Annotated in this window: 2 protein-coding genes and 1 pseudogene; 1 reads left to right on the top strand and 2 read right to left on the bottom strand. The window is 65.0% G+C overall.

Going from position 1 to position 4,515, the window contains the following annotated elements; translation table 11 throughout:
* Nucleotides 1-379: 379 nt before the first annotated feature.
* Together EN742_RS25430 and EN742_RS25440 are read right to left on the bottom strand one after the other, a co-directional pair.
* Nucleotides 380-1,363: pseudogene (locus EN742_RS25430) on the bottom strand (ABC transporter permease); the annotation flags it as partial.
* Nucleotides 1,364-1,618: 255 nt separating this feature from the next.
* Nucleotides 1,619-3,229, bottom strand: coding sequence for an ABC transporter substrate-binding protein (locus EN742_RS25440; protein WP_126058193.1), 1,611 nt, complete (start codon nucleotides 3,227-3,229; stop codon nucleotides 1,619-1,621).
* Between the two features lie 384 nt (nucleotides 3,230-3,613).
* On the opposite strand from EN742_RS25440, the gene EN742_RS25445 reads away from it, so the two are divergent.
* Nucleotides 3,614-4,515: Xaa-Pro peptidase family protein (locus tag EN742_RS25445; RefSeq protein ID WP_148670247.1), on the top strand; the 902-nt coding region annotated here is incomplete at its 3' end.

A 4,515-nucleotide genomic window follows, 5' to 3' on the forward strand; every position in this document is an offset into this window, starting at 1 on the left:
CCACACCGAGGGAAGGGCCGACAATGCTGACGAAGGCCAGGGCCAGCAGGAAGCCGGGCACGGTCTGGAAGGCATCGGTAATGCGCATCAGCACCTCGTCGATCAGCCCGCCGGCAAAGCCGGCCAGCGTGCCGACCACCGCGCCAATGACCAGCGCGGCAGCGGCCGCCGCCAGACCGACGGCCAGCGAGGTGCGGGCGCCGTGGAAAAGCTCGGCCAGCACGTCGCGGCCGAGCCGATCGGTGCCGAGCGGCAGCGACCAGTTTTGGAATGGCGACAGCAATGCCGGACCTGCAATGGCTTGCGGATCGCCGGGAAAGAGCAGCGGCGCGGTAAGCGCCATGGCGAAGAGCGTCGCAAAAATGACGGCGCCGGCGCATGAGCCGGCCTCGCTGGCGCCGACGCGGGGGTCGAGCAGGGCGTAGGCGAGGTCAACCAGGAGGTTGATGAGGATGACGAGCACTGCGCTGACCAGGATGATGCCGAGAAGCAGCGGCGTGTCACGTCCCGCGACGGCCTCCTGCGCCAGCCGGCCGAGGCCGGGCACGGCAAAGACGCTTTCGATGACGACGCTGCCGCCGAGCATCTGCGCCGACTGCAGGCCGAGCATAGTGACCAGCGGCAGGAGCGCGTTGCGGGCGACGTGGGCGAGCACGATGCGACGCCGCGACAGCCCCCTGGCGCGGGCGGCGAGGACAAAGTCCTGCCGCCAGGCCTCGGCCATGCCGGCGCGCGTCATGCGCAGGTAAAGCGCGAGATAGATGAAACCGAGCGCGGCGACCGGCAGCACGAGATGGGCGGCAATGTCGGCGGCCCGCGACAGCCCGGTCCTGCCGGAGGCGATGGTCTCGATGCCGCCGATCGGCAGCCAGCGCAGGTCGACGGCGAAGATGACGATCAGCACCAGGCCGAGCCAGAAGCCCGGCACGGCATAGAGCGCCAATGAGCCGATCGACAGGAAACGGTCGCGAAAGCTGCCAGGCCGCGCGCCGGCATAGATGCCGAGCGCCGAACCGAGGCCGAAGGAGAGCGCGGTGGCGCTGCCCATCAGGAGAAGCGTGGTCGGCAAGCGTTCGAGGATGACGTCACGGATCGGCCTGGAGAAGGTGACGGACTGGCCGAGGTCGAGATGCAGCAGCGCCCAGAGATAGTTGGCGAGCCGCGTCATTTCCGACTGGTCCAGGCCCCAGCGATGGCGCAGCACCTCGATCATGCCGGCATCGCCGCCGGTCGAGACGATATAGGCGTCGACCGCGTCGCCGGGGGCTGCCTCGAGCAGGAGGAAGGTGCCGATGACGACGATCAGCAGCACGAAGACGCTGCCGAGGAGACGGCGGCGGATGAGGGTGAGGGCGCGGGTCATGCGCGCCTCGGTGGGTTGGCGATATGCTGGTTATGAGAAATGCCGCGCCTGAGCACCTCCCTCTGTCCTGCCGGACATCTCCCCCTCAAGGGGGGAGATTGGCTGTCGCCTCTGCCTTCGCCAATCTTCAACGTTTCAGAATTGGCGAGACAGACAAGCTGCTGATCTCCGGGGAGATGTCCGGCAGGACAGAGGGGGCCCTCGTAGAACTCAACGCCTACGATAATTTCGCGAATTCTCATCCGCGCAAATGTGTCACGATTCCAGATAAGTGTCCGCCCAGTTCGACACCGCCCAGCGCGGGTTGTTGGCGATGTTGCCGACCGTATCGCGGGCGACGCTGATGAAGCTCCATTCTGCGACGTTGATCAGCGGGAGATCCGCCGCGACCTTCTTCTGGAATTCCTTGTAGAGCTCGGTGCGGGCGGCGGTATCGAGCGTCTCCGACGCCTTGGCGATCAGCGCATCCAGTTCCACGTTCCTGTAGCCGCCCTGGTTGGAGAAGGGCACGCCATCCGGGATGCCGCTCTGTACGAGAATGGTGGTCGAGATCGCCGGGTCGCCGCGGAACACCGGCGGGCCGACGGCGAGGTCGAAGGCATGGTCAGTGTAGACGGCCTTGATGTGGGCGGGAGAGTCGTTGTTGACCAGTTCGGCGTCGATACCGACGGCGGCGAGCGCCTGGCGCAGATAGTCGCCGAACTGCTTGGTCTCGTTGAAGTAAGGCGCCGGCAGGAGCTTCAGCGAGAAGCGGTTGCCGTCGGGGCCTTTCTTGTAGCCGGCCTCGTCGAGAAGCGCATTGGCCTTGGCGACGTCGAATGCATAGGTCGGCACGTCGGCGGTGTAGAACTGCGGATCGTTCTTCGGCACCGGGCCGGTCGCGGTGGCGGCGTAGCCGAGGAAGATCGTCTTGACGACGAAGTCCTTGTCGATGGCATGCGCGATCGCCTGGCGCACTTTCAGATCGGCCAGCTCCTTGCGGCGGTGGTTGATCTCGACGACGAGCTGGTAGGTCAGGCCTTCATAGCCCTTGGTGATCACCTTCAGGCCAGGCACCTTGGAGATGCGGTCGAGGTCGGCGAGCGGCACTGCGGAAAAGGCGGCGAGCTGGATTTCTTCCGCCTCGAGCGCCGCGGCCGCCGACGTGCGGTCCGGCAGCACCTGGTAGACGATCTCATCGAGATAGGGCTCGCCCTTGCCCCAATAGTCGGCGTTCTTCGCCAGCCGGTAGTACTGGCCGGCCTTGTATTCGGCGAATTTGTACGGGCCGGTGCCGACCGGCGCGTTGTTGGCCGGGTTCTCCTCGATCTTGCCGCTCTCATAGACATGCTTCGGCACGACGCTCGAAAGCGCCGGCAGGGCATTGCGGATCAGCTGGAACGGCGTCGGCTTGGCGAATTTGAAGATGGCGGTCAACTCGTCCGGCGTTTCGACCGCCGTCAGGTCCTTGAACACTGTGCGGCCGAGATTCTGCAGCGGCTTCCATACCTGCAGCGCCGAGAAGGCGACGTCGGCGGAGGTGAATGGTTTGCCGTCATGCCACTTGACGCCGTCGCGCAGCTTGAACGTCACCGAGAGGCCATCGGCGGCGCCTTCCCATGAAAGTGCCAGGCGCGGCTGGAGCCCGTCCTTGCCGTCGAAGGAGGATTCGGCCAGCGTTTCCACCACCTTGCTGGAAATGAAGAAAACGCCGTTGGAGGCGACGATCGCCGGGTTGAGGTTGCGCGGCTCGGAGTCGGCGGCTACGACCAGCCGGCCGCCCTTCTTCGGCGTCTGCGCGCGGCCGATCACCGGCAGCGCGGTGGAGGCGAGCAGCGCCGCCGAGCCGGCAAGCACGGTGCGCCTGGAAATGGTGAGAGCTGACATGATCGACCTCCGTCCTCCGCGCCACCCGCTCGGGCGCCAATCCCTTGACGCCAGCTTGTCCACGAGCGTCGTTGCGGCAGCGATTATGAGCCTCGCCAAGGGTTTCGCCAGAGACGGATTTGGCGCATTCTGGCGTGGCTTTGAAATTTCCGTCCGCTGGACCAGTCGTTAGGCAAGCGGTTCAGTCGAACAATCTGGTAGGACCAGATGTTGCTATTGACGCGCGAGAACGCGGCATTGTGACAATCGATGACGGCCGGAAGCTGATTTCTGGCTGGACCAGAGTAGCCAAAGTGATGCAGATTTAGCCGACAGCCAAATGATCAGCCACAAAACCAGCCGGCGAGCCGGCCCGATCGGCCAGCACATTCAGGGAGAGAAAAAATGAACATCGCCCCGGGCAAGAATGCGGTCGCCATTCCATTCGACCAGGCCAGGCTGGACGGGCTGATGGAGGAAGCCGGCATCGACGTGCTGCTCGCCACCTCCAAGCACAACACGCAATATCTGCTCGGCGGCTACAAGTTCATCTTCTTCGCCGCCATGGATGCGATCGGCCACAGCCGCTACCTGCCGATCGTTGTCTACGAGAAGGGTGGGCCAGACCGCGCTGCCTATATCGGCAACCGTATGGAGGGCGCCGAGCACCAGAACAACCCGTTCTGGACACCGACCTTGCACGCCGCCTGCTGGGGCACACTGGATGCCGCCAATCTCGCCGTTGAGCATGTGCAGAAGATCGGCAAGGGCGAGGCGCGCATCGGCATCGAGCCGGCCTTCCTGCCGTCGGATGCCTACACGCTGGTTCGCAAGGCGCTGCCGGATGCGAAGCTGATCGATGCGACCGGCATGCTGGAGCGCATGCGCGCCATCAAGACCGACGCCGAGCTCGAGAGGCTGCGTGTCGCCTCCGAGCTGATCACCGATTCGATGCTGGCGACCATCCAATGGGCGCGCGAAGGCACGACCAAGACCGAGATCATCGAGCAGCTGAGGCGCGAGGAGACCAATCGCGGCGCGCATTTCGAATATTGCCTGCTGACCCTGGGCTCCAGTCACAACCGCGCGGCCTCGCCGCAAGCGTGGAAGCAGGGCGAGGTGTTGTCGATCGATTCCGGCGGCAACTACCACGGCTATATCGGCGACCTCTGCCGCATGGGGATTCTCGGCGAGCCGGACGCAGAGCTGGAGGATCTGCTGGCTGAGGTGGACGTCGTGCAGCAGGCGGCGTTTTCGAAGGTCAGGGCGGGCACGCTCGGTGGCGATATGATCGCCCATGCGGAGGG

This window comes from Mesorhizobium sp. M4A.F.Ca.ET.020.02.1.1 (assembly GCF_004022645.1).
GTDB lineage: Bacteria > Pseudomonadota > Alphaproteobacteria > Rhizobiales > Rhizobiaceae > Mesorhizobium.